14 protein-coding genes and 2 pseudogenes are annotated in these 22948 nt (G+C 73.8%); 9 read left to right on the top strand and 7 right to left on the bottom strand.

Going from position 1 to position 22948, the window contains the following annotated elements:
• Positions 1–1158 precede the first annotated feature (1158 nt).
• The 5 genes and pseudogenes from GQS09_RS30315 to GQS09_RS08115 all read right to left on the bottom strand — a co-directional run bounded on the left by GQS09_RS30315 (position 1159) and on the right by GQS09_RS08115 (position 10971).
• A pseudogene (locus GQS09_RS30315) lies at positions 1159–3928 on the bottom strand (S8 family serine peptidase).
• A 1031-nt stretch (positions 3929–4959) separates the two neighbouring features.
• Positions 4960–8517, bottom strand: coding sequence for a S8 family serine peptidase (locus GQS09_RS30310; RefSeq protein ID WP_165985318.1), 3558 nt, complete (start codon positions 8515–8517; stop codon positions 4960–4962).
• A 240-nt stretch (positions 8518–8757) separates the two neighbouring features.
• Complete coding sequence (gene mmpB, locus GQS09_RS08125; RefSeq protein WP_165985317.1) at positions 8758–8910, bottom strand: morphogenic membrane protein MmpB; 153 nt, start codon at positions 8908–8910, stop codon at positions 8758–8760.
• Between the two features lie 119 nt (positions 8911–9029).
• Entirely contained in the window at positions 9030–9239 is a 210-nt protein-coding gene (locus GQS09_RS08120; RefSeq protein WP_165985323.1) for an acyl-CoA carboxylase subunit epsilon, read from the bottom strand.
• Between the two features lie 136 nt (positions 9240–9375).
• Complete coding sequence (locus tag GQS09_RS08115) at positions 9376–10971, bottom strand: acyl-CoA carboxylase subunit beta (protein WP_165985316.1); 1596 nt, start codon at positions 10969–10971, stop codon at positions 9376–9378.
• A 126-nt stretch (positions 10972–11097) separates the two neighbouring features.
• On the opposite strand from GQS09_RS08115, the gene GQS09_RS08110 reads away from it, so the two are divergent.
• The 5 genes and pseudogenes from GQS09_RS08110 to hutH all read left to right on the top strand — a co-directional run bounded on the left by GQS09_RS08110 (position 11098) and on the right by hutH (position 17619).
• Positions 11098–11997, top strand: coding sequence for a biotin--[acetyl-CoA-carboxylase] ligase (locus tag GQS09_RS08110; protein ID WP_165985315.1), 900 nt, complete (start codon positions 11098–11100; stop codon positions 11995–11997).
• A gap of 261 nt (positions 11998–12258) precedes the next feature.
• Positions 12259–13446: an adenylate/guanylate cyclase domain-containing protein gene (locus tag GQS09_RS08105; protein WP_165985314.1), complete on the top strand. Its 1188-nt coding sequence runs from the start codon at positions 12259–12261 to the stop codon at positions 13444–13446.
• A gap of 98 nt (positions 13447–13544) precedes the next feature.
• On the top strand, positions 13545–14369 hold the full coding sequence (locus GQS09_RS08100; protein WP_313896044.1) for an enoyl-CoA hydratase-related protein: 825 nt from the start codon (positions 13545–13547) through the stop codon (positions 14367–14369).
• Between the two features lie 124 nt (positions 14370–14493).
• Positions 14494–15477 (top strand): annotated as a pseudogene (locus GQS09_RS29230) (diguanylate cyclase domain-containing protein); the annotation flags it as partial.
• A 570-nt stretch (positions 15478–16047) separates the two neighbouring features.
• On the top strand, positions 16048–17619 hold the full coding sequence (gene hutH / locus GQS09_RS29225; protein WP_243761220.1) for a histidine ammonia-lyase: 1572 nt from the start codon (positions 16048–16050) through the stop codon (positions 17617–17619).
• 23 nt (positions 17620–17642) lie between these two features.
• Here the strand turns inward: hutH and GQS09_RS08085 are convergent, their stop codons facing one another.
• Positions 17643–17936: a hypothetical protein gene (locus GQS09_RS08085; protein ID WP_165985313.1), complete on the bottom strand. Its 294-nt coding sequence runs from the start codon at positions 17934–17936 to the stop codon at positions 17643–17645.
• A gap of 223 nt (positions 17937–18159) precedes the next feature.
• On the opposite strand from GQS09_RS08085, the gene GQS09_RS08080 reads away from it, so the two are divergent.
• The 4 genes from GQS09_RS08080 (at position 18160) to GQS09_RS08065 (ending at position 21581) form a co-directional block, all read left to right on the top strand.
• On the top strand, positions 18160–18528 hold the full coding sequence (locus GQS09_RS08080) for a hypothetical protein (protein ID WP_165985312.1): 369 nt from the start codon (positions 18160–18162) through the stop codon (positions 18526–18528).
• 111 nt (positions 18529–18639) lie between these two features.
• Entirely contained in the window at positions 18640–19194 is a 555-nt protein-coding gene (locus GQS09_RS08075; RefSeq protein ID WP_313896043.1) for a sigma-70 family RNA polymerase sigma factor, read from the top strand.
• Between the two features lie 100 nt (positions 19195–19294).
• Positions 19295–19876, top strand: coding sequence for a hypothetical protein (locus GQS09_RS08070; RefSeq protein WP_165985311.1), 582 nt, complete (start codon positions 19295–19297; stop codon positions 19874–19876).
• Between the two features lie 130 nt (positions 19877–20006).
• On the top strand, positions 20007–21581 hold the full coding sequence (locus tag GQS09_RS08065; RefSeq protein WP_165985310.1) for an AarF/ABC1/UbiB kinase family protein: 1575 nt from the start codon (positions 20007–20009) through the stop codon (positions 21579–21581).
• A 194-nt stretch (positions 21582–21775) separates the two neighbouring features.
• Here the strand turns inward: GQS09_RS08065 and GQS09_RS08060 are convergent, their stop codons facing one another.
• A complete protein-coding gene (locus GQS09_RS08060) occupies positions 21776–22945 on the bottom strand; it encodes a hypothetical protein (protein ID WP_165985309.1) in 1170 nt (389 codons plus the stop codon).
• Between the last annotated feature and the right edge of the window lie 3 nt (positions 22946–22948).

Below are 22948 nucleotides of genomic sequence, written 5' to 3'. Positions count from 1 at the left end.
GCCGTGGCCGGTGTCGATGCCGGTGTCCAGCACGGCGATGGTCACGCCGGTGCCGTCCAGACCGGCCGCCCAGGCGTCCGGGGCGCCGATCTGCGCGGTGCTGGTGTCCAGCGCGGCCTGCTGGACACCGTCCAGCGAGATGGCCGCCACGCCCGGCGCGGCCCTGGAGGAGAGCCCGCCCCCGGTGCCGGTGGCGCCGCGGCGGTCGGTGAGTGCCTCCCAGGCGGCGGCGGTCACACTGCCGGAGAGCAGCAGGGCCTCGGCGTTGAGGGACTCCAGCTCGGCCCGGACCTCGGGCCGGGCCTCCTCGTGCAGGACCTCCCGGGCGCTGGGGCCCTCGGTGTAGCGGACGATCACCGGCAGGCCGCCGGCCGCGGTGTACTCCTCGCGGCTGAGCTCGGTGACGTCGAACAGCCGCCGGTCCAGGGTGCCGTTCTCCAGCATCGGCAGCACGTCCAGCGGCAGCACGTGGACGGCCGTGCCGGAGTCCAGGACACGGACNGCCGTGCCGGAGTCCAGGACACGGACCGGGATGTCTTCCCGCCCCGGGGCCCGCAGCAGGCCGGTCACCCGGCCCTCGGCGTCCGTCAGCACCTGGTCGCCGGTGACCAGCGGGATGCGGGTGCCGCCGGACCGGGCGGCGTCGGCGAGCGGGTGTGGTCCGGAGGAGGGCGAGGCGGTCACCGGGGAGGGCGGCCCCGTGGACGCCACGAGCGCGGTGACGGCGACGGCGACGGCCGCGATGATTCCCGCCGGTTTCCTTCTGGTACGCACCGGTACCCCCTGGAGGATGTGTGGGTCGGTCGGTGTTCCGATCGGCATGGGAGCGCTCCCGCATCTCTGTCCTGCGGAGTATGTGTCCGCCGCGGGCGGCCTGGAACCCCGCCGGTCCCCGGGCTCCGGTGCATGAGTTGCGTCTGTGAACATCGCGGGGACGTATGCGAAGGAATCCTCCGGGCATCCGCGCACGTGGACGGCCCGCCGGAGCGGGGTGCTCCGGCGGGCCGCCGTGCTGTGCGGGTGTTGTAGCGGTTGCAGGAGTGTCCGGTTACCGGGTGAGGTAGGCGTCGATCAGGGTCTGCGCCGAGGTGTTGCCCTGCTTGTCGGTGACGGTGGCCCGGAAGGAGACGCTGCCCCCGGCGGGCGGGTTGGTCACGGTCACCCTGTTCCTGCGGACCGTGAGGTCCTGCCAGGTCTCACCGCGGTCGAAGGAGACCTCCACGGCCAGNGGTAGGCGTCGATCAGGGTCTGCGCCGAGGTGTTGCCCTGCTTGTCGGTGACGGTGGCCCGGAAGGAGACGCTGCCCCCGGCGGGCGGGTTGGTCACGGTCACCCTGTTCCTGCGGACCGTGAGGTCCTGCCAGGTCTCACCGCGGTCGAAGGAGACCTCCACGGCCAGTGAGTCCAGGTTGCCGCCGGAGGCCGACCCCTCCACGCTCAGCGGCACCTTGACCTTCCTGCCGCCGGGCGAGGTGGAGTCCAGCCTCAGCGAGGGGTTGAACCGCACCGCGCTGGAGGCGAGCGGGACCGCCTCCTCCTCGTTCTCCGGCCGGGCCGAGGTGAAGGTGTAGTCGAGCACCACCTCGGTGGTCACCGCGGCGACCCCCGCGTCCTTGCGGCTGACCGTGGACACCAGCCGGTACTCGGCCTCCTCCGCGGGCACCTCGAAGTCGACCCAGCTCAGCGGGGAGTCATGGCGCGCCCACTCCTCGCCGTTGCGGTAGAGCACGGTCTCCGCGGAGTCGAACAGGCTGTCGCTGTACCGGCCCGGGCCGTCCGCGAAGTACGGAATGCCGGCATAGAGGTAGTTGTCGTAGCGGAAGATGCCGCCCTCCGCGCCGACGGTCGGGCCCATCACACCGGTGTTGAAGGTGCGGACATAGGTCTTCCCCGCGCGGAAGGTCTCCATTTCACCGGCGGAGTAGACCTCGAAGTCCGGCCCTTGGACGAACTCCTGCGCCCACGCGGTGCCCGCGGCCTCCACATAGATGTCGCGCACCTGCGGCAGCTCCTGGCCCGTGGCCGAGGCGAAGCCCACCCCGGCCGCGAAGGTGAACAGCGCGCCTTCCTTGCCGGGCACCGAGGTGCCCATCCGGGAGACCACCTTGGCCGCCTCCTTGCGGCGCAGATGATCGGTGAGGCCGGTGAAGAGGCCGCCCTCGTGGAAGGCGAGGGAGTGGTACTCGACCGGGGCGTCCGGGCGCTCGAACTCGGCCGCGGCCGAGGACCGCACCGACCAGTTGTCCGCCGGCTCGCCGACCTGGGCGGTGCGCAGGCCGCCGGGCAGGCTGTCCACGACGATTCCGCTGCCCAGTGCCGACTCCTCGCCGGACACGGTGTACTCCACGCCCAGGGAGCGCATGCCGGCGTCGTCGTCGAAGACCGACATCGACACCTCCTCGGCCTCCTGCGCGGAGTGCTCCAGCGCGGTGTCCCCGGTGAGCCGGAACGGCGGAGTCATCAGCAGGTCCAGCCCGTTCAGCTGGAACTCCTCCTGCTCGCCGTCGAGAATCAGGCTCTCGACCGTGTAGTCCGACTCGGGCAGCCGCATGCTGACGGAACCGCCGGTCACGGGCGGGTAGTGGAAGTCGTAGGTCTCCAGGTCGACGATGACCACCTGGGCCCAGTCGGCGGGGCTGCCCGCGCGGTCGACGGCGTTCACGGTGAGGGTGAATTTCTCGGGTTCGCGGTCGACGGCGGCGGCGGTGCGGATGGTCTGGCCGTCGCCCTGGGCGGTGATGAAGAGGCTGTAGCCGCCGTGGAGTTCGCCGCCGGGGGTGGTGTCGGCGGTGACCNCCTGGGCCCAGTCGGCGGGGCTGCCCGCGCGGTCGACGGCGTTCACGGTGAGGGTGAATTTCTCGGGTTCGCGGTCGACGGCGGCGGCGGTGCGGATGGTCTGGCCGTCGCCCTGGGCGGTGATGAAGAGGCTGTAGCCGCCGTGGAGTTCGCCGCCGGGGGTGGTGTCGGCGGTGACCTGGACGGTGGTGGTGCCGCCTGCGGGGACGGTGATGTGTCCGGTGGAGAGGGTGAACATGCCGTCGGGGGCGGGTTCGCCTTCGGGGTTGAGCCCTTCGGTGGTGAGGTGCAGGGTGATGTCGGTGTCGCCGAGGTTGTGGTAGGTGAGGTCGCGGGTGACCGGTTCGGCGGTGTCGTGGGGGTGGGGCACCGCGCCGAAGGAGAGGGTGCCGGGCTGGGTGATCACTTGTTGTTCCAGGGCGCGTGAGAGGTCCAGCCGGCCGGAGCCGGTCTGGTAGGCGGAGTGGCCTTCCAGGCTCAGGGTGGAGCCGGTCAGGGCGGCTTTGATCTGCTGTCCGGTCCAGTCGGGGTGTTGCTGGGCCAGGACGGCGGCGGCGCCGGCGGCGTGCGGGGCGGCCATGGAGGTGCCGGAGATGGCGACGTAGCCGTCGGCCACGGGTTCGCCTTCCTGTGCGATGGTGCTGCCTTCGGCCGCGGCGGCGCCGATGTCCACGCCCGGTGCGGTGAGGTCGGGTTTGAGGGCACCGTCGCGCGGGCGCGGTCCGGCGGAGGAGAAGAACGCCGGCTCGTCGTCGTCGTCCACCGCGCCCACGGTCAGCGCCGCGTCGGCGGTGCCGGGAGAGGCGATGGTGCCCGTTCCGGGACCACCGTTGCCGGCGGCGNATGTTGATGATGTCGGCGCCCTGTTCGACGGCCCATTCCATGCCGTCGATGATCTGTGAGTCGAAGCCCGAGCCGTCGTCGTCGAGGACCTTGCCGTTGAGCAGGGCGGCGCCGGGGGCGACGCCCTGGTGGGTGCCGCCGGAGCGGGCGCCGGTGCCGGCCGCGATGGAGGCCACGTGGGTGCCGTGGCCGAACAGGTCGTCGGTGGAGGGCGCGTCGGTGAAGTTGGCCTCGGCCACCACCTTGTCCTCGAAGTCGCCGTGGCCGGTGTCGATGCCGGTGTCCAGCACGGCGATGGTCACGCCGGTGCCGTCCAGACCGGCCGCCCAGGCGTCCGGGGCGCCGATCTGCGCGGTGCTGGTGTCCAGCGCGGCCTGCTGGACACCGTCCAGCGAGATGGCCGCCACGCCCGGCGCGGGCCCGGTGGCGGGCACCCCGGCGGTGCGGGTGCCGTCCGCGGTGCCGTCCGCCGGGTCGGTCAGTGCCTCCCAGGCGGCGTGGGTCCGCTCCTCGTCGATCAGCAGCGCCTCGCCGTCGATCGTCTCCAGCTCGGCCCGGACCTCGGGTCCGGCCTGCCGGTGGAGATCGCTCCGGGTCCCGGCGGAGCCGCTGTCCCAGGTGACGATCAGCGGCACGCCGCCGGCTTCCCGGTACTGCTCGCGGCTCAGTTCGGTGACATGGAAAAGCCGCCGGTCGAGTGTGCCGTCGGCAAGCATCGGCAGCACGTCCAGCGGCAGCACGTGGACGCCGTCCTCGGTTTCGAGGACCCGGACGGGTATGCCNCCGTCCTCGGTTTCGAGGACCCGGACGGGTATGCCCTCCCGTCCCTCGGCCCGCAGCAGGCCGGCGACCTGGCCCTGTGCGTCGACCAGGACCCGGTCGCCGGTGACGAGTGTGATCTGGTGGGCTCCGGAGCGGGCCGGGCCCGACGGGTCCCGGCCCTCCTGGAGCGTGCCCCCCTGGGGCGAGGCGGCCGCGGAGGTGATTCCCGCGGTGAGCGCCAGCGCGGTGACGATCGCGACGGCGACGCCGCTCGCCGGTTTCCGGTGATTGCGCAAGGTACCCCCTGTGAGTGTGTTTCAGCACATGGCGGGGACCCCCAGTAACCGTTCCCCGCCCGCCATTTAACATACTCAGTAAGTTGCCTTGTCAGTGGCGGAATGAGGGCCTCCGCCCAGGGGTGCGGCCGATCTTGAAGGTTGTGGAAACACCTGATGACCCAGGTTTGGGTGTTGCCGCACGCCGGGCGGCCCGCCCCGGTGCCGGACCGGGGCGGGCCGCCGTGATGTGCGGGCATTGTGCGGTGTGTGCAGCTTCTGTGTCAGCGCGTGAGGTAGGCGTCGATCAGGGTCTGCGCCGAGGTGTTGCCCTGCTTGTCGGTGACGGTGGCCCGGAAGGAGACGCTGCCCCCGGCGGGCGGGTTGGTCACGGTCACCCTGTTCCTGCGGACCGTGAGGTCCTGCCAGGTCTCACCGCGGTCGAAGGAGACCTCCACGGCCAGNGTGAGGTAGGCGTCGATCAGGGTCTGCGCCGAGGTGTTGCCCTGCTTGTCGGTGACGGTGGCCCGGAAGGAGACGCTGCCCCCGGCGGGCGGGTTGGTCACGGTCACCCTGTTCCTGCGGACCGTGAGGTCCTGCCAGGTCTCACCGCGGTCGAAGGAGACCTCCACGGCCAGCGAGTCGAGGTTGCCGCCGGAGGCCGACCCCTCCACGCTCAGCGGCACCTTGACCTTCCTGCCGCCGGGCGAGGTGGAGTCCAGCGCCAGATGCGGGGTGAAGCGCACCGCGCTGACCGGGACCGGCACCCTCTCCGGTCCGTCCGCACGGGCGGAGGTGAAGGTGTAGTCCAGCACCGCCTCGGTGGTCACCGCGGCGACCCCCGTGTCCTTGCGGCTGAGGGTGTGCACCAGCCGGTACTCGGCCTCCTCCGGCGGCACCTCGAACTCCGTCCACGGCAGCGGCAGCGGCACCCTCGCCCACACCTCGCCGTTGCGGTAGAGCACGGTCTCCGCGGAGTCGAACTCGGCGGAGTCGAGCCGGCCGGAGCCGTCCGCGGTGGGAGAGATGAGGACGGAGAGGGTGTCGCCCGAGCGCCTGATGCCGAGCCTGCCGTCCTTGTCCCGCAGCGTCGGCCCCATCACCCCGGTATTGAAGGTGCGGAGGTAGCTCCCGCCCGGCCGGAACCTCTCCTCCCTGGCGGTCGAGATCACCTCCAGGAAATCGTCCTCGAACTGGAGAAACGACTGGTGCCACCCGGTACCGGCGGCCCGCAGCCACACATCGGAGACCTGCGGCAGCGGCCGCTCCCGGCCGGCCACCAGGCCGCCGGCCGCATCCGGCGAGGTGTAGACCACACCCTGCTTGCCCTCGACGCTGCTGCCGATGCGGGTGGTGACCTTCGCCAGATCCCGCTTGCGGGTGTGCTGCTCCAGGCCGGTGTAGAAGCCGTCCTCCCGGGCGTGGTAATCGATGTACTCCCGGCCGGCCTCCGGCAGGTCCCAGTAGGCGCTGACCCCGGAGGACAGCGACCAGCCCGGCGGGACGTCCCCGACCTGGGCGGTGCGCACCCCCTCGGGCAGCTCGCCGAGGAAGTGCTGGCCCTGGACCGGGAACCGGGACCCGGAGTCGTCGGACAGTTCGTAGAACATCGACAGGTCGGGCGTTCCGAGCCGGGAATCCGGCATGGTGAGCACCATCTCCCCGGCCTTCTCCGCGGAGAACTCCACGGTGGTGTCCGCCTCCAGGGACAGATACGGCCGCACCAGCAGGTCGGTGCCGAGCGGAGCCGGGTCCGCGGGGTCACCGTGGTGAATCAGCGTCTCCACCAGGTACTCGCCGACCGGCAGCCGCCGGCCGGCGGCCCCCGGCCCGCCGTGGACGGTCAGCATCTCGCCGGTGGCCAGGTCGGTGACGGTGGCCTGCCACCAGGCGGCGGGCTCGCCGTCCCGGCCGGTGGCAGCGATGGTCAGCTCCGCCTTCTCCGGCTCGCGGTGCACCGCGCCCGCGGTGCGCACCCGCTGGCCGTCGCCCTCGGCGGTGACGAACACCGTGTAGCCGCCGTAGACCTCGCCGCCGGGCGCGGTGTCGGCGGTGACCCGGACGGTGGCCGTGCCGCCGGCCGGTACGGTCACCCGCTCCGGGGAGACGGTGAACATGCCCTCGGGGGCGGGACCGCCCCGCGGGCCGATGCCGTCGGCCGACAGGTCCAGGGTGATGTCGGTGGCGCCGGTGTTGGTGTAGGCCAGATCGCGCACCACAGGGTCGGCGGTGTCATGCGGGTATTCCACCCGCCCGAAGTACAGCGAGGCCGGACCGGCCGTCACCCGCTGCTCCATCGCACGGGCCAGATCCAGCCTCCCGGCCCCCGCCTCGAAGACGGAGTAGCCCGCCAGCGGCAGCGCGGAGCCCAGCAGCGCGGACTTGAGCTGCTCGTCGTTCCACTCCGGGTGCGCCTGCGCCAGCAGCGCCGCCGCCCCGGCCACATGCGGCGCCGCCATGGAGGTGCCGGGGATGGCCACATAGCCGTCGGCGACGCTCTCGCCGGCCGCCTCCACGAGGCTGCCCGGCGCTGCCGCGGCGGCGATGTCCACCCCGGGCGCGGTGAGGTCCGGCTTGGGCGCGCCGTCGACCCGCCGCGGGCCGCGCGAGGAGAAGTCGGCCAGCCGGTCGTCGCGGTCCACGGCACCCACGGTGAGGGCGCCCTCGGAGGTCGCCGGGGTGCGCAGGCTCCCGGCGCCGTCGAAGCCCTCATTGCCGGCCGCGACGACGAACAGCACATCGGTCTCGGCGGTGATCCGGTCCATCGCCTCGCCCAGCGGGTCGGCGCCCTCCACCCAGGGCCACCCCAGGCTCATGTTGACGATGTCGGCGCCCTGGTCCACCGCCCATTCCATGCCCTCGATCACCTGGGACTCGAAGCCGTTGCCCTCGGCGTCGAGCACCTTGCCGTTGAGCAGGCCGGCCCCGGGGGCGACGCCCCGGTAGGTGCCGCCGGAGCGGGCCCCGGTGCCGAGCGCGATCGACGCCACATGGGTGCCGTGGCCGAACTGGTCGCCCGGGTCGTCACCGCCGGTGAAGTCCGCCTCGGCGAGCAGCTTGTCCTCGAAGTCGCCGTGGCCGGTGCTGACCCCGGTGTCCAGCACGGCGACGGCCACGCCGGTGCCGTCCAGGCCGGCCGCCCAGGCGGAGGGCGCGCCGATCTGGCCGGTGCTGCGGTCCAGCAGCACCCGCTGGAGTCCGTCCAGCGTGATGCCGGCGATGCCCGGGGCGGCCGCACCGGCCTCCGCGTCGGTCAGCGCCCGCCAGGCGTCGGCGGTCTCGTCGTCGTCCACCACCAGCGCCTCGCCGTCCAGGCTCTCCAGCTCGGCCCGGACTTCGGGGCCGGCATCCTGGTGCAGCTCCTGCCGGGCCCGGCCGGCCCGGCGGGTGCCGTCGGTGTACGTGACGATCAGCGGCACCCCGCCGGTGGCCGCGTACTCCTCCCGGCTCAGTTCGGTGACATTGAAAAGCCGCTGGTCCAGCGTGCCGGCCTCGATGAGGGGCAGCGCGTCCAGCGGCAGGACGTGGATGTCGCCGGTGGCGTCGGGCGGCAGGACGCGGACGGGTATGTGCTCCCGCCCTTCGGCCCGCAGCAGTCCGGTGACCCGGCCGTCGGGGCCGAGCAGGACCCGGTCGCCGGTGATCAGCGGAACCGCGGTGCCGGTCCCGGCGCCGGTGGCGGTGGCGGTGGCGGACGGCCGGGCATGGGCCGTGTCCGCGCGGGCGGCGTCGGGGCCGGCCGCGTTCGCGGGGCCGGCGGCGGAGACGAGTGCTAATGCGCAGGCCGCGGCGAGGGCCGCCGCGGCCGTCCGGTATGCGGTTCTGTTCTTGATGTCGGGCAAGAGATCCCCTGGTGGCTCGATGCGGTTGACGGACCGCGCACCGCGGCAGGGGCCTCACCGCCCTCCCCTCCCCGCGGTGGGCAACTGGGTTCTCACTACACAGGGTTGGGGCGGTCGATGTCGAGAGCCGAGCGGCAACAGGAGGGTGGCGTACCGGTGCCGGCGATGTGTGCGAGACGTCCGGTCCCGCAGCGGGCCCGGCCCGGCGGCGGGCGGGGCGCGGGACCGGACGCGGCGGCGTCAGGCGCCGAAGGGCCGCAGCAGCACCGCGGCGAGGACCATCGCCACGGCGATCACCCAGCCCGCGCGCCGCAGCATGGCCCGCGCGGCCCGCTGCTCCCGGGACATCCGGACGGCGGGTTCTCCGTCCTCGCCCAGATCCGACCACAGCATGCGTCGATGCTGCCGGAACGGACGGCCGTGCGCCTGAGTACTCCTACTCAGATGTGCCGGACGGCCCGGGCATATCCGGGCATCCGGGCATCCGGGCATCCGGCGGGGGACGTGGCGGCTCAGGCGGGCCAGAAGCTGGTGCGCCAGGCGTCCGGGCCGGGAGCCGGGGGACGGCCGGGGACGGTACGGGCCGGGTCGGACCAGACCGGCAGGGCCCGGGGCGGCTCCTCGCCGGAGGCGGCGGCCACGGCCGCCATCCGGGCCTGGACCACCGCCATGGCGGCGGCCAGCTCCTCCGGGGTGGGATTGCCGCGCACCACCCGCACCACGGCCGGGCCGGCCGTCCGCGTCTCGGCTGTGCTGGAACCGCTCATCGGGGCCTCCGTGCTCTCTCCGCCGTGCCTGCCGTACTGCCGTGCCGCCGTTGCCGTGACCGCCGTGCCGCCGTGCCGCCGTGCCCGCCGGTCAGAGCGGGATGTTGCCGTGCTTCTTGGGCGGGAGCTGCTCCCGCTTGGTGCGCAGCGCCCGCAGCCCGCGCACGACCGCCCGCCGGGTCTCGTGCGGCATGATCACCGCGTCCACATACCCGCGTTCGGCCGCCACATACGGGTTGAGCAGGGCCTCCTCGTACTCCCGGGTGAGGTCGGCGCGCAGCGTCTCGCGCTCCGTCTCCCCCTGCACCGCGGCCAGCCGGCGCCGGTGCAGGATGTTCACCGCGCCCTGCGCGCCCATCACCGCCACCTGGGCCGTCGGCCAGGCCAGGTTGAGGTCGGCGCCCAGGTGCTTGGAGCCCATCACGTCGTAGGCGCCGCCGAACGCCTTGCGGGTGATCACCGTGATCAGCGGCACCGTCGCCTCGGCGTAGGCGTAGATCAGTTTGGCGCCGCGGCGGATGATGCCGCCGTACTCCTGGTCGGTGCCGGGCAGGAAGCCGGGCACGTCCACGAAGGTCAGCACCGGGACGTTGAAGGCGTCGCAGGTGCGCACGAAGCGGGCCGCCTTCTCGGAGGCGTCGATGTCCAGGCAGCCGGCGAACTGCAGCGGCTGGTTGGCGACCACGCCCACGGGACGGCCCTCGACCCGCCCGAAGCCGGTGATCATGTTGGGCGCGAACAGCTGCTGGGTCTCCAGGAACTCCCCGTCGTCCAGCACGTGTTCGATGGCCCGGTGCATGTCGTACGGCTGGTTGGCGGAATCCGGGATCAGGGTGTCCAGCTCCCGGTCGGTGTCGCTGATCTCCAGGCTCGCCTGCTCCGGGAAGGACGGCGGCTCGGAGAGATTGTTGGACGGCAGGTAGGACAGCAGGGCACGCACGTAGTCGACGGCGTCCTTCTCGTCGCCCGCCATGTAGTGGGCCACGCCCGAGGTGGTGTTGTGGGTGCGGGCGCCGCCCAGCTCCTCGAAGCCGACGTCCTCACCGGTCACCGTCTTGATCACGTCCGGGCCGGTGATGAACATGTGCGAGGTGCGGTCCACCATCACGGTGAAGTCCGTGATCGCCGGGGAGTAGACCGCACCGCCCGCGCACGGGCCCATGATCAGCGAGATCTGCGGCACCACCCCGGAGGCGTGCACATTGCGGCGGAAGATCTCCGCGAACAGGCCGAGCGCCACCACACCCTCCTGGATGCGCGCCCCGCCGCCGTCGTTGATGCCGATCACCGGGCAGCCGGTCTTCATGGCGAAGTCCATGACCTTGACGATCTTCTCGCCGTACACCTCGCCCAGCGAGCCGCCGAAGACGGTGAAGTCCTGCGAGTACACGCACACCGGGCGGCCGTCCACGGTGCCGTAGCCGGTGACGACGCCGTCGCCGTAGGGGCGGTTCTTCTCGATCCCGAAATTGGTGGAGCGGTGCCGGGCGAATTCGTCCAGTTCGGTGAACGAGCCCTCGTCCAGCAGCAGCGCCACCCGCTCGCGCGCGGTCAGCTTGCCCTTGGCGTGCTGCTTCTCCACGGCGCGGGCCGAGCCGGCGTTGATCGCCTCGTCCACGCGGCGCTCGTAGTCGGCGAGCTTGCCCGCGGTCGAATGAAGGTCAGGCTGGAACTCCTGCTCGGACACGGGCTGCGGCTCCTCGTCGTCGGGGGCTACTGATCCGTAGGTTGCTCCGTAGGGTAGCCCTGACGGGCACGGTGCACAGTGCGGCGTTGGCCACACCCGGTGGCGGCCGGCTTCTAGGCTTGCCCCATGACTCCTCCCCCTTCCGGTCCCTATGACCCCTCCGGACCGTCCGGACGCTGGTCCGATCTGGAACGGCCGCCGCTGAACCCCGCGGCCCTGCGCCGGGCCCTGATCACCGAGGACAGCCTGTGGACCCGGCTGGAGGTGGCCGAGGTCACCGGCTCCACCAACGCCGATCTGCGCGAGCGGGCACGCCGGGGCCATGCCGCGGCCGGCGCGGTGCTGGCCGCCGAGGAGCAGACCCAGGGGCGGGGCCGGCTGGGCCGGACCTGGAACGCCCCGGCCCGCTCGGGGCTGTTCTGCTCGGTGCTGCTCACCCCCGGGCCGGCCGTGCCCGAGGACCGCTGGGGCTGGCTGCCGCTGCTCGCCGGGGTGGCGGCGGCGAGCGGGCTGAGCCGGGTGGCGGGCGTGGAGGTGGCCCTGAAGTGGCCCAACGACCTGCTCGTCACCGTCGGGGGCACGGAACGGAAGCTGGGCGGCATCCTGGCCGAGCGCACCGCCCTGGCGGACGGCACCGCCGCGGTGGTGCTGGGCATGGGCATCAACGTCTCGCTGCGCGCCGACGAGCTGCCGGTGGCGCAGGCGGGCTCGCTGCTGCTGGCCGGGGCACCGGTGACCGACCGGGACCCGCTGCTGCGGGCGGTGCTGCGCGCACTGGCCGACTGGTACGAGCGGTGGACGGCGGAGGGCGGCGACCCGGCCGCCTCCGGCCTGCTGGAGGCGTACGCGTCCGGATGCTCCACCCTGGGCCGGCGGGTGCGGGCGCTGCTGCCCGGCGGTGACGAGCTGCGCGGCGAGGCGGTCGCGCTGGACGGCGACGGGCGGCTGGTGATCGCCTCGGCACAGGGCGTGCAGCAGCCCGTCGCCGCGGCCGACATCGTCCATCTCCGTCCCGACGCCGGCTGACCGGCTCCCGGCCCGCGATGGGCACCCGCAAAGCATCTGACGTGCGGGCTTGTGCGGTTGCCCGGCCGGGTACGCGCCGCCTGGCGGGCGTTGCCGCACGGCCCGTGCGCCGCATGCCGGGGACCGGCTTCGGGGGCGTGAGATACGGCACACCTGCCGTAGGGTGGGGCGGTGACACCGCGCGCAGGGCGCGGGGGAGCGGAACGGTAGGGCAAGTGCGCAGCGCGGAGACTCCCACTCTGGCGAAGGCGGGCGGTGGCCGTGGCGGAACCGACTGAGGGCGGCCCGGCGCGCGAGACCCCGCCCGGTGCGGACCCGGACGGCACCGGGGCGGCCGGCGGGGGTGCCGGCGGAGGCGGCAGCGGCAGCGGCAGCGGAGGCGGCAGCGGCGGTTTCGCCGGAGCCGGCGCCGAGGAGGACGACGAGAACATCGCGCTCCGCATGGAGCGGCTCATCGTCGGCTACGAGCGCCAGTACACCCCCTACCAGGCGGCCCGCGCGGCCGATGTGCCGATGGATCTGGCCGCCCGCTTCTGGCGGGCCATGGGTTTCCCCGACATCGGCCAGGCCAAGGCGCTGACCGAGGCCGATGTGCTGGCCCTGCGGCGGCTGGCCGGGCTGGTGGAGGCCGGGCTGCTGAGCGAGTCCATGGCGGTGCAGGTGGCCCGGTCCACCGGCCAGACCACGGCCCGGCTGGCCGACTGGCAGATCGATTCCTTCCTGGAGGCGCTGACCGAGCCGCCGGAGCCCGGCATGACCCGCACCGAGGTGGCATATCCGCTGGTCGAGCTGTTGCTGCCGGAGCTTGAGGAGTTCCTGGTCTATGTCTGGCGGCGGCAGCTCGCGGCGGCGGCCGGGCGGGTGGTGCAGGCCCAGGACGACGTCGAGATGGTGGACCGGCGGCTGGCCGTCGGTTTCGCGGACCTGGTCGGCTTCACCCGGCTGACCCGCCGGCTGGAGGAGGAGCAGCTCGGCGAGCTGGTGGAGACCTTCGAGACCACGGCCGCCGACCAGGTGGCGGCCGAGGGCGGCCGGCTGATCAAGACGCTGGGCGACGAGGTGCTGTTCACCGCGGACGACGCCGGGATCGCCGCGGAGATCGGGCTGCGCCTGGTGGAGACCATGGCGGAGAACCCGACCATGCCGGAGCTGCGGGTGGGCATGGCCTTCGGCACGGTGACCACCCGGATGGGAGACGTCTTCGGCACCACGGTCAATCTGGCCAGCCGGCTCACCTCCATAGCGCCGAAGGACATGGTGCTGGTGGACGACGCCATGCGGGAGGAGCTGACCTCGGCCGGGGCCGCCCCGTACTCGGAGAAGGAGACCGACGCGGGCGATCCGCGGGCGGCCGGGTACCGCTACGCACTCCAGCCGCTCTACCGCAGGCCCGTCCGGGGGCTGGGCATCATCGAGCCCTGGCTGCTCACCCGCCGCGGCCGCGGCTGACGGGCCGCGGGGGGCATGCGATGATGCCGGGCAGGCACTAGTGAGCGCTCGTTAACCAGGCGGACCTGGAGCAGCGGACCTGGAGAACAGGAGGCCCCGTGACCGGCACCGACGGCCAGCCCGATGAGGTTCGATACGGAGAGTGGGTGGCGGTCCGCCGCCAGGGGCCCGGGAACGGCATCGCCGAGCTGGTGCTGGACCGGCCCCGGGCGATGAACGCCGTCTCCACCGCACTGGCCCGGGCGATCGGCGCGGCCTGCGCCGAGCTCTCCGCGGACGGCACGGTGCGGGTGGTGGTGCTGACCTCCACCGCCGGGCGCGCCTTCTGCGTCGGCGCCGACCTGAAGGAGCGCAACGCGCTCAGCGACGCCGAACTCGCCGCCCAGCGGCCGGTGGCCCGCGCCGCGTACGGCGGGGTGCTGGCACTGCCGGTGCCGGCCATCGCCGCCGTGCACGGCTTCGCCCTGGGCGGCGGCTGCGAGCTGGCGCTGTCCTGCGACCTGATCGTCGCGGACGAGACCGCGGTGCTGGGGCTGCCCGAGGTCACGGTCGGGGTGATCCCGGGTGGCGGCGGCACACAGCTGCTGCCGCGCCGGGTGGGCGCCGCCCGGGCGGCGGAGCTGATCTTCACCGGCCGGCGGGTGGAGGCCGCCGAGGCGCGGGAACTGGGGCTCGTCGACCGGCTGACGCCGCCGGGCCGGGCCCGCGCCGAGGCACTGGCGCTGGCCGCCCGGATCGCCGCCAATTCCCCGGTCGGCGTGCGCGCGGCCAAGCGCGCCCTGCGCACCGGCTGGGGCCAGGACCTGGCGACCGGCCTGGAGATCGAGGACGCCGCCTGGCGTACCGCGGCGTTCTCGCCCGACCGCGCCGAGGGCGTGGCCGCCTTCAACGAGAAGCGCGACCCCGTCTGGCCCACGCCCTGACCTCGCCGCGCGTGTCCGGAGCGTCGCCGCGGGCCGTGGCGGCCGCCCCTGCCGGTGTGCGGGATATGGGGGGCTTCCTCCACGGTAAGCCGCGAAACGGGTCAAACCCTCCTAGCCTTGGGCTATGACTGAAGACCGCCGGTTGCAGGCCGTGGTGGAACTGGCGCAGCGGATGGCCTCGGCGCGGGAACTGCCCGATGCCGCCCGTGACGCCGCGGACGCCGCCCGCCACGCCCTGCACGGCTCCTTCGCCGCGGTCTCCGCCTGGGAACGGGAGCGCGGCAGACTCCGGGTGCTGGTCAACACCGGTGAGCTGGCCGAGGGCGAGGAGCAGTTCCCCGCCGACGAGTCCTATCCGGTGCACGAGTTCCCGGACATCACCGAACTGCCGCCCGCCGCCTGGGTCGAGACCGCCGACGGGCAGCGGCTGGGCCCGGGCCGGCACTGCCCGCGACGGGGCGCTGCGCTGCGCCGCCGCGGACGCGGGAGCTGCGTGGTCGCGCCCATCGTGCTGCACGACCGTGCCTGGGGGGAGCTGTACGTGGCGCGCGGCCGGGACGAGGCCGCGTTCGGCAGGGCGGACGCGGAATTCGCCTCGGTGCTGGCCGCGGTCGCCGCCTCCGGGCTGATGCAGCACGAGCGGCTGGCCGAGGTGCGGCGGCTGGCCTTCACCGATCCGCTCACCGGCCTGGCCAACCGCCGTGCCGTCGACGCCCGGCTGGACGAGGCGGTGGCCGAGCACCGCCGCAGCGGCGCCGTGATCAGCCTGGTGGTCTGCGACGTCAACGGCCTCAAGCAGGTCAACGACACCCTGGGCCACGGCACCGGCGACCGCCTGCTGGAACGATTCGGCTCGGTGCTTTCCCGGTGCGGTGCGCAGCTTCCGGGCGCGCTCGCCGCCCGCCTGGGCGGGGACGAGTTCTGCCTGATCGCGGTCGGGCCGGCCACCGCCGAGGTGGTGCGGGTCGCCGATGAGGTGTGCGAGCGCGCCGCCGGCCTGGGGCTGGGGGAGGGCGTGGCCTGCGGCATCGCCTCCACCGGCGCGGACATCGGGCCGCTGCGCTCCGGCGGGCGGCTGTTCCGGCTGGCGGACGCCGCCCAGTACCGGGCCAAGGCGGCCCGTTCCGCCGGGCCGGTGCTGGCCGGGCGGGAGGTCCGCCGGCTGGCCGACACCGCCCGGGCCGCGTCCCCCGAGCGCCGCGCGTTCCGCTCGCGCCCGGCCAGGCCCACGGGGGGTCCCCCGCTCAAGCACCACGGGCTGGGGGACGTCCCGCTGCCGGGCACCGCCACGGCGGGGCACCCGGCGCAGGGCACGGCGGTGCGGGCGGACGAGGGGCCGGTTCCGGGGACGGCCGGGGCCGCGCCGCTGAAGCGGCACGGGCTGGGGGAGGTCCGCCTGCCCGGCAGGGCCTCCGGCCCGGGGCCCGGCCGTCTCCCGGACGCGGGGCCTGCTCCGGCCTCCGGCCGGAAACCCGCTCCCGGTCCCGGCTCGGGGCCCGCCCCCGCTTCCCGTCCCGCCCCCGCTTCCCGTCCCGGTCCCGGTCCCGGTCCGGAGACTGCTTCCGGTCCCGGCTCCGGTCCTGCCGCAGGTTCCGGTCCTGCCGCAGGTTCCGGTGCGGCCGGCGCGGGGGCGCCTGGAGTGGGGATTGATTCAGGACGTAAGGTTCTGAATATGGCTATGCATGTGGTGCTCGGCCCCTCCGGGGTCTCGCTGGACGACGTGGTCGCCGTGGCCCGCCACGGCGCCCGGGTGGAACTGTCCCGTCCGGCGCTCGACGCGCTCGCCGCCGCCCGCCGGGTGGTGGACGACCTGGCCGCCGGGCCCGAACCGGTCTACGGCGTCTCCACCGGCTTCGGCGCCCTCGCCGTGCGCCACATCCCGCCGTCGCTCCGCGCCCGCCTCCAGCGCAACATCGTCCGCTCGCACGCCGCCGGCATGGGCCCTCCCGTGGAGCGGGAGGTGGTCCGCGCGCTGATGTTCCTGCGCCTGAAGACCCTCGCCTCCGGCCACACCGGCGTCCGCCCCGAGGTGGCCGCCGCCATGGCCGCGGTGCTCAACGCCGGGATCACGCCCGTCGTCCGCGAATACGGCTCACTCGGCTGCTCCGGCGACCTCGCCCCGCTGTCGCACTGCGCCCTCACCCTCCTCGGAGAGGGCGAGGCCGAGGGCCCCGACGGCACGGTGCGCCCGGCCGCCGAACTCCTCGCCGCCCACGGCATCGCCCCGCTGGAGCTGCGCGAGAAGGAGGGCCTGGCGCTGCTCAACGGCACCGACGGGATGCTCGGCATGCTCACCCTGGCCTGCGCCGACCTGGCCCGGCTGTTCACCTCCGCGGACATCGCCGCCGCCCTCACCCTGGAGGCGCTGCTCGGCACCGACAAGGTGCTCGCCCCCGAACTGCACACCATCCGCCCGCACCCCGGACAGGCCGACAGCGCCGCCAACATGCGCAAGGTGCTCGCCGGTTCGGGACTGACCGGCCATCACCAGGACGACGCGCCCCGGGTCCAGGACGCCTACTCGGTGCGCTGCGCCCCGCAGGTCACCGGCGCCGGCCGGGACACCCTGGCGCACGCCCGCACCGTGGCCGAACGCGAACTCGCCGCCGCCGTCGACAACCCCGTGGTGCTGCTGTCCCCGGACGGCGGCGGACGGGTGGAGTCCAACGGCAACTTCCACGGCGCCCCGGTCGCCTACGTGCTGGACTTCCTGGCCATCGCCGCCGCCGACCTGGCCTCGATCTGCGAGCGCCGCACCGACCGGCTGCTGGACAAGAACCGCTCGCACGGCCTGCCGCCCTTCCTGGCCGCCGACCCGGGCGTGGACTCCGGCCTGATGATCGCCCAGTACACCCAGGCCGCGCTGGTCGGCGAACTGAAGCGGCTGGCCGTCCCGGCCTCCGCCGACTCCATCCCGTCCTCCGCCATGCAGGAGGACCACGTCTCCATGGGCTGGTCGGCCGCGCGCAAGCTGCGCACCGCGGTGGACGCTCTGACCCGGGTGGTCGCCGTGGAGCTGTACGCGGCCACCCGCGCCCTGGAACTGCGCGCCGCACCGCGCTCGCCCGGCTCGCCCGGGCTGGAGCCCGGGCCGGCGGCGCGCGCGGTGGTGGACGCGGCCCGCGCGGCGGGTGTCCGGGGCGCGGGCGAGGACCGTTTCCTGGCCCCGGACCTGGCGGCGGCCGAGGAGTTCGTGCGGAGCGGCGGCCTGGTGCGGGCCGCGGAGGAGGTCACCGGCCCGCTCGTGTAACAGCGGGGCGCGGGGCGGCCCGGCTAGCCGGGCCGCACGACGGCGGAGGCGGCGGCACTGCCGTCACCGGCCGTGACTTCCCCGCCGCGGCCGTCGCCGCCGTGCCCGCCGGACGTGCCGGGTGTGCCGGGTGCTCCCGGCTCGTCGGGCCGGGCGGTGTCGTCCGGATCGGGGGCGGTCTGCTCGGCGGCCGGGGCGGCGGGCGGGTCACCGCCCGCGGACGCGGGCGGCATCAGCCAGATTCCGCACAGCACCCCGCCGGCCACGAAGCCGGTGATCAGGGTGCGGCGGTCGGCCATACGGCGGTGGTCTGCCACGGAGGGCTCCCGGGTGGTGCGGTGCGGGGACTGCGGTGGGGGGACTGCGGTGGGGACGTGTGCGTGGGGACGCGGGGACGGGAACGTTCGGAGCGGGGGAGTGCTTGCGCAGGGGAGGCCACGCTCCGGAACATGCCCGCGGAGCGAGGCGTGAGCAGTGATGTTACGAGGCGCTGCGGGTCGCGGGGAAGTGGCGGCGGCCCGGCGCCGTACCCTCCGAAACATGAGTGAGGAACAGTCCGAATATGTCCGTCTCCGCATCGACATGGTGCTGGAGGCCTCCGACGTCCTGCTGCTGATCGAGGCGGCCCGCTCCCGGATCGCCGAGGACGAGCTGATGCCCGACGAGGAGCGCGGCATGGCCCTGGAGGCGGTGTCGCAGGACGCGGCCGAGGCCCTGGCGTATCTGGTCGACCCGATCGACCTGGTCAGCGAGGTGCCGGGGGTGGAACTGGCGCAGGCCTCGTGGAGCAGCGAGCTGGCCGAATACGACCCGGAGGAGGAATGGCCCTGGGACGACGAGGAAGAGGAATGGGACACCGAGGAGGGCGACACCGGGGAAGGAGAGCTGCCCGAGCCGGACGTCCGCTGAACCGGCCCTGATAACACGGGGTGTACGTTCTCAATCCCCTTTCAACACAGCTTCCTTCGGAGGTGTGATTCGCCCTGACCGCCGTTTGTCGCAGTGCGTAACTGGCTAGTCATGCAGCGCGACCGCACACCCGCAGGTCGCGCCGGTCGAGTGACTCCAGGGAAGCTCATGGATGATCCAGATCGAACGAGCCCCTGGGAGGGGATCCTCCCTCACCAGGATCGTCTGCTGCGGCTGGTCCGCCGGAGGATACCGAATTCTCAGGATGCCGAGGATTGCGTGCAGGAGATCATGCTGCGCGCGGCCATGCACCGGAATCTGGACGAGGAACGTGTCGGCCCGTTTCTCACCTCGGTTGCCGTACGGCTGTGCATCGACTTCTACCGGGAGGCGGAGCGCAGAAAGCGCCTGCTGCAACGCGCCTTCGGTCCTCAGCAGTCGGAGACCCCGGAGGAGGGCGTCTGCGACCGGGAATTCGGCCGCTGGCTGCTCGAACAGGCCCGGTCCCTGCGGGGCCGTGAGCAGCAGGTGATACTCGCCCGGGCCGACGGCATATCCACCGCCGAGTTCGCCCGCATGCACGAGATTTCCGTCAAGGCCGCGGAGGGCGCGTTCACCCGGGGCCGGGCGCGACTGCGCATGGTGTGTTCCAAGGCCCTGGAATGACCACGGCCGCCGGGACATCCACGGAGAACACGCCGGGCCGCGGCCGGCCGCGGCCGGCGGGCCGGCGCCTTCCGGGCCTTACGGAAGGGAAGAAGAGAACATGTCCGACAGGAAAAACACCCAGGAAACACTCAAGGATTTGATCGGGGACACCGTCGACGCCTGCAAGGAAGCCTTCGACGAAATCCTCGATCGCGACGAGCGGGACCGCCGCCGGGACCGCGGCCGTGACCGCGACCGGGGCTGGGACTGGGACCGTGAACGGGACCGGGACCGTGACCGGGACCGCCGCCGGGACCGGTTCGGAAACTGGGTCTCCGCGCTGCCGGAGGACACCCTGCGCACCGTCGGAGCGCTGACCCAGCTGGGAATCAACCCGCTGACCGCGCTCGGTGCGGCGACCGGCGCGTCCGGCGGCGGAGCCGCCGGCCCGCTCGGCGCCGTCGGGCAGCTGACCAGCGGCGCGGGAAACGCGGCCGGGCAGCTCGCGAGCGGTGCGGGGGGCGGCGGTGCGGGCAGCCCGCTCGGCGCCGTCGGCGCGATGGAAGGGCTGGCCGCCATGCCCGCGCAGCTCAACCGGCTCACTGAACTCATGGCCTCCATGGCCGGAACCCTGGAGGCGCTCCAGGCCAGCGTCAACGCCCTGACACCCACTCCTGGCGGCGCCAAGGCCGTCGGCTGACCACCACCTGCGCACGCCGTCCGGTGATCCGCCGCGCGGTGCTCCGGGCAGACGGCTGCTCAGCAGCCCGTCCTTCCGCGAACCGCCCGTCCCGATCACTTCCGTCCGCGAACAGGGAGGCACCGAGGCAGTGGCCGCCAAGGTCGGCGATCGTCTGCGTCTGGTGGTGAGAATCCTGGGCCAGCTCGTCGCCGCAGAAGTCGGCGAGCTGGCCCGGGACCGCCGGTGGCCGCTGCCGATGCTCAGAGAGGTACCGCCGCCGCCCCAGTCGGATCCGGCGGAGGACCCGGTCAGCGCCGAGCAGCGCCGGGCCAAGGCCGTCCGGCACGCCCTGGAGAGCCTGGGCCCGTTCTACGTGAAACTCGGCCAGATCCTCTCCACCCGGCCCGACATGGTCCCGCCCGCCATGATCGCGGAGCTGCAGAATCTGCACGACCAGGTGGACGTCCGGCCGTTCTCGGTGTTCGAGCCCCAGCTGGAGCGCGATCTCGGCCCCGACTGGAAGTACCGTTTCGACGACATCGACACCGTGGAGCCGCTGGGTGCCGCCTCGCTCGCCCAGGTCTACCGGGCGCGCCTGCCCGGCGGCCGGAGGGCTGTGGTCAAGATCCAGCGCCCCGGCATCAGGGCGTCGGTGCTGGCCGACATGGCGCTGCTGCGCAAGGCGGCCCGGATCGTGGCTCGCACCGCACCGAAGTTCAACGAACTCATCGACCTCGAAGCCATGCTCGGCTCGGTCTTCGACGCCATGGAACCGGAGCTCGACTTCACCGGTGAGGCGGCCCACATGGACACCGCCCGGGCCAACATCCGGCGGCACAGGTACCGCACCCTCCAGGTGCCGGAGGTGCTGCACGCCACCCCGCGGGTGCTGGTGCAGTCCATGGCACCGGGCGAGTCGGTGCGCTACACCGACAAGCGGGCGTTCAGCGAGCGGGAACGCAAGGAGATCGGCCGCGAGCTGCTGTCCTTCATGTACCGGGGCTATTTCGTGGACCGGTTCTTCCACGCCGATCCGCACGCCGGGAACGTCTTCGCGATGCCCGGCGGCCCGGCCACCCTGATCGACTGGGGCATGGTCGGACGGCTGGACCGGCGCACCAGCCTCCAGCTGATGCCGCTGCTGATGGCGCTGGCCACCAACGACGGACACGGCCTGGCCCGGCACTGGGCCGAGATGGGCCGCTCCACGTCCTGGGCCAACTTCCCCGCCTTCGCCTCCGACATGGCCGCGTTCATCCCCCGGGTCAGCAGCGCCTCGCTGGACGAGCTGAACTTCGGCGTCTCCTTCACCACCGTCCTGGAGAAGGCCACCAAGCGCGGCATCGCCTCCGCCCCCACCATCTCCCTGCTCGGCAAGTCCTTCGCCAATCTGGAGGGCTCGGTGCGCTGCCTGGCGCCCGAGCTCGCGCTGTCCGAGGTCTTCCAGAGCGAGGTGCGGACCATCCTGATGGCGCTGGTGGGCGAGATGGTCTCGCTGCCGCAGCTCGGCCGGATGGCGATGGAACTGATGCTGGCCGGGGTGGTGGCGCCCGACCAGTTCCGCAGCGTGCTCAGCGACGCCGCCAACCGCCGCATCGCGCTGGACATCCGGCATCCGCTGCCCGGGCCGGCCGAGCGCGGCGCCGGCCGCGGCCGGTACGCGGGGCTGCTGGCGCTGGGCGCGCTGGCGCTGCTCCTCGACCACCGCCGCCGCATCCGCTGACCCGCGCACCGGGTCCCGGGCGCAGCAGCGAGGGCGGCCAGGGAGGAGCGGTGCGTGGTGGTGGCCACGGCCGGGGACGGGCAGCGGGGTGCCGAGGGGTGCGGTGCCGCGGCAGGCGGCCGGAGCCGGCAGGCCCGGACCGCCGTGCTCCGTGAACGGCCGGATGCCGGGGCGGCCCGGCCGCTCCGGCCCGGTCAGCGGAACGGCTGCCGGAAGGTGGCGAACTCCAGCGGATCGTCGTCCCGGTCCAGGGCCGGGAGGCCGGATATCCGCCCCTCGCCGCGCAGCCAGCTCAGCACCATCCCGACCAGCGACGTGCCGCGCAGCACCGCGCCCCGGCCGGTATGCCGGGGGCGGATCACCAGCGGCCAGGTGTCCGGCTCGCCCCCGGTGAGCCAGCCCAGCACATCACCGTCCACCGAGTCGGCGAACGGCAGCAGCCCGCCCGGCTCCGGCCACACCGGCAGCGGATACTCCTCCGGGAACTCCGCCCGCAGCTCCCGGCAGGCCCGCGCCTCCGCCCGGGCCAGCGCGACCAGCCCCGCCTCGCCGCCGTCCAGCGGGGGCCGGAACCGCAGCCACTCGGCCCACACCCCGGCGCCGTAGACCCGCATCAGCTCCGCGTACTCCCGCGGCAGCCGGGTGCCCAGCTCCCCGGCCAGCCACTCCCAGCCCAGATTCCCCGGCTCGGCACGGTCCGGCGGCGGCACCAGCACCCGCAGCGCCGCCATCCCGCGGCCCGTCTCCAGCGCGAACCGCCGCCGGCCGGGCGGCAGCGGCTCCCGCCGCGGCGGCGGAACCCAGGGCTCGGGCCTGGTCAGCAGCCGGTTCCGGGCCACCACCGCGGGCAGCGGCCCGATCGCCGTGCCGGCCGGCGGCGTCACCGGTCCGCGTACCACCGCCGCCAGGAACTCCGGCAGGGTCAGCCCCGTGCTCCACCACGGAGCGGCTCCCCGGTACAGGGCGTCCCGCTGGAACACCGCGACCGTCCAGCCGTCCGGGTCGTCCGCCGCCGAGGTGTCCCAGAACAGCTCCTCGCCGGAGCGGGTCGTCCCCCAGGCCAGCAGCCCGCCCGGTGACGGCCGGAACTCCGGCGCCCGCCCGCCACCCGCCTCCCGGCTGAGTATCCGGCACATGCGGTGCGTGGAGCGCAGCCAGTCGCCGTAGTCGAACCGGCCCTGCTGGCGGCACGGCACATGCAGCCACACATGCTCACCGACATCCGCCGGCCCCCAGGCCTCGGCCAGCGCCTTGTAGGCGCCCGGCAGCCGCACGCCGAGCCACTCCTCCACCGCCCCCCAGTCGACCCGCACGCCGGCCGGCGGACACTCCCGGTCCACCGTCACCAACCCCGCCACTTCCATGGC

This window comes from Streptomyces sp. YIM 98790, assembly GCF_011421595.1.
Classification (GTDB): domain Bacteria; phylum Actinomycetota; class Actinomycetes; order Streptomycetales; family Streptomycetaceae; genus Streptomyces.
This window is presented reverse-complemented; position numbering and strand designations above follow the sequence as displayed.